This window comes from Paenibacillus sp. E194 (genome assembly GCF_000935845.1).
In the GTDB taxonomy this organism is placed as follows: domain Bacteria; phylum Bacillota; class Bacilli; order Paenibacillales; family Paenibacillaceae; genus Paenibacillus_B; species Paenibacillus_B alvei_B.
Window position 1 is genome coordinate 1 of sequence record NZ_JMDX01000427.1, and the last position, 2542, is coordinate 2542.

4 protein-coding genes are annotated in these 2542 nt (G+C 36.1%); 1 reads left to right on the plus strand and 3 read right to left on the minus strand.

What is annotated here, in order from left to right; all coding sequences use genetic code 11:
* Window positions 1-490: 490 nt before the first annotated feature.
* Window positions 491-700 carry a helix-turn-helix domain-containing protein gene (locus tag AZ66_RS28475; RefSeq protein WP_021255836.1) on the minus strand — a complete coding sequence of 70 codons (210 nt, stop codon included), beginning with the start codon at window positions 698-700 and terminating at the stop codon, window positions 491-493.
* Window positions 701-870: 170 nt separating this feature from the next.
* Between AZ66_RS28475 and AZ66_RS28480 the strand changes: the two genes are divergently transcribed.
* Window positions 871-1158 carry a hypothetical protein gene (locus tag AZ66_RS28480; RefSeq protein WP_028532063.1) on the plus strand — a complete coding sequence of 96 codons (288 nt, stop codon included), beginning with the start codon at window positions 871-873 and terminating at the stop codon, window positions 1156-1158.
* An 85-nt stretch (window positions 1159-1243) separates the two neighbouring features.
* Here the strand turns inward: AZ66_RS28480 and AZ66_RS28485 are convergent, their stop codons facing one another.
* Together AZ66_RS28485 and AZ66_RS28490 are read right to left on the minus strand one after the other, a co-directional pair.
* Complete coding sequence (locus AZ66_RS28485; RefSeq protein WP_044358013.1) at window positions 1244-1624, minus strand: hypothetical protein; 381 nt, start codon at window positions 1622-1624, stop codon at window positions 1244-1246.
* A gap of 258 nt (window positions 1625-1882) precedes the next feature.
* Window positions 1883-2542, minus strand: a 660-nt coding sequence (locus AZ66_RS28490; RefSeq protein WP_231587088.1) for a hypothetical protein, incomplete at its 5' end; no start/stop codon positions are given.

Genomic DNA, 2542 nt, shown 5'->3' on the forward strand with positions numbered 1-2542 from the left:
CAACTACTTTCGTGAACGTGGTAGTCAAGAGGTTCCCTCCTTACATTTTATTTGGGCTTTGGGGAATTGTAGATAAAGTTCTTGTACTACCGATCCAGAGAACCTTAAGGCGCTTCAGCGCCGGTCGCGATGCGGTTAGTCGGTGCAGGTTGTTCACTGAAGCCCCTATTATGCTTCCTGGAACAACTTTTGCAACGCTTGGCTCAATCCGGTATTCGGCAGATTCCAATAATTTTTCTCTTATATGTTCTTTATCTTCATTTTGCAGGGTCTTCACCTCTTAGTAATGATTTCGCCTAACGTTCTCGTATGTACGACACGACCCGGCCTTTAGATAACTCTTATCTTAGGTCGGGTCGGTGTTGTTTTAATATTCTGTTTTTTAGCATCTGGCAACCAAGGGGCTAAAAGCCCTGCAGCGTAGATGCATTGTTATACGACGGGGTACTTCTTTGAACCACAAATCTTTGCACTTTTATTTTAGGTTCTTTCACTTCATTCGTTCAGGAATATGCTCCAACAAATCACCAGGTTGACAATTTAGTGCTGAGCAAATTTTATCAATTACTTCTAATGAAACATATTCATTCGTATTTAACTTGGCCATTGTTGCAGAAGAAATCCCTGTCATTTTCAATAAATCTTGCTTCTTTATTTCCCTATCTATCAGCAATTTTTGTAATGGTTTATAACTGATCATCGTGAACTCCTCACAAAGTAGTTAAATATTTCTTTAATTATATTGAACAATCTTTACTTAATCAAAATTATATTTGTGTTCTCTTGACTATATTCTTCAATATGTTAAACTTTTACTCATGAAAACAAACTTTACTTTGTAATCTTAAATGATACTAGGAGGACTTATTCTTGCAAAATTCATTGGAGATAAATATTGATCCACTAGTTCGTGCTCGATTAAAATCATTGCACAGCAACCTTACAAATACAGATACTGATTTTTTACGATTTTCAAATGAAGCCATACAACACTATAAAGCAATCCGAGAAGCCCTGCCTGACAACCTCCAACATACCTTTTTCCTCTATGAAAATGCCCAAAGCTCTAAACAAACATTACTCGAAAGTAAAATTTATCTACATGGTTTCAAAGATGCCATATATCTCTTTGAAGAACTACATAGTTCTAGATTTTAAAAGCTTTTAAACGAAGTGGGTTAATAGAACAGCGATTTTATGAGGAGAGGCAGGTATATATAAGCTAACTAGCATCAAGAAGTCCTTATGTCGAGCTCAAATAATTATGCCTCCTTGCTAGTTCCCATTTCATAAATAAATTTATATCACTTATAGCATCTAATATTGTACCTTTATGTTCTATATTATTTTTTAGTTCTTTCAAAATGATTGGTTTTACTAGTCTTTTATCCAACTGTTTTTTAGTTCTTGCTATATGTGCTAACCCCAATATAGAATTCGCTCTTACATGTGGATTATCATGTTGCGCTAATTTAAGACATATATCTTGAGCAAACTTCCAATTGTGATGATACATTCCAACTGAAAGTGGTAAATACATTAGTTCCTCTACTTCTTGACGAGTTAGAATATCTTTTATTTCCTGATCTGTATATTCTTCGATATGCTTATAGATTCGCTTCATAGTACTTGCTCCTAGATATAATCTTATCATTCCTAGCTGATTTTACAAACATCGCTCATACCCATGGCGCCCCGCCACCTTCAGGTCACAAAGTGACCAGCCGCGATCCGTTTAAATGACATGGGTGTGTCCAGATGGAAATTTTTTAACAACGCTGATGTACCTCACCGAAAATGCATCGATATCCTACCGGATCAAGAACCGATTACTCGATGTGTGAATGATGCTATGTGAGATAGACGCCTTCTTGAAAATCAATCACCAAGGTTCTGTAATCCATGTTTCTTTCCGAGCTATTAATAATTTATTGTCCTGAAGATTCGAGAAAAATATTGACTCGTCGATAGCCTCATAATATTTCATAATGTCTTTATTTATTATTGCAGCATCAAACATCCATATATTTTCCAAGTCGTTCTGTACAAATGCTTCCCAAGGACGGCCATCCGTTGCTTCATTAGTAAAATACACACCAGATTGATTAGAGAAATGTGAGAATGCATTCATTAACTTCCAAATCACTGATCTATGTTCTTCTCTTAATACGTAATCTGAATGACATTGTACAATCTCCTCTGTCCAAAGGAGAAGGCTAGCTTCAAGCCAAGACTGCTGCAATTCTTTGAATACTTTTGAAGTCCATCCCATAACAAAAGGACGAATGTGTATAAGTTGTCCAGCGATCATAAGTTCTTTTGTTACTTCTCCTCCGCTCACATACTTAGAGCCATCCTCATCTATCACCCATTCTAGTCCATTAAAAGAAGAAATCACTTCAGCGTCTTGAATCCCGCAGTCATTTAATGTGCTTATAAAGTCAAGCATAATCTCTTTTATATTGCTTTGATCGCACTTTATATAGGTTTGAACTTGAGAATATTCAGGCATCTTATCCCTCACTTCATCATTTCGTTTATT

What these genes read in the sequence shown, in the direction of transcription:
- AZ66_RS28475 (WP_021255836.1), bottom strand. Translation starts at nt 700, where the DNA reads ATGATCAGTTATAAACCATTACAAAAATTGCTGATAGATAGGGAAATA.
- AZ66_RS28485 (WP_044358013.1), bottom strand. Translation starts at nt 1,624, where the DNA reads ATGAAGCGAATCTATAAGCATATCGAAGAATATACAGATCAGGAAATA.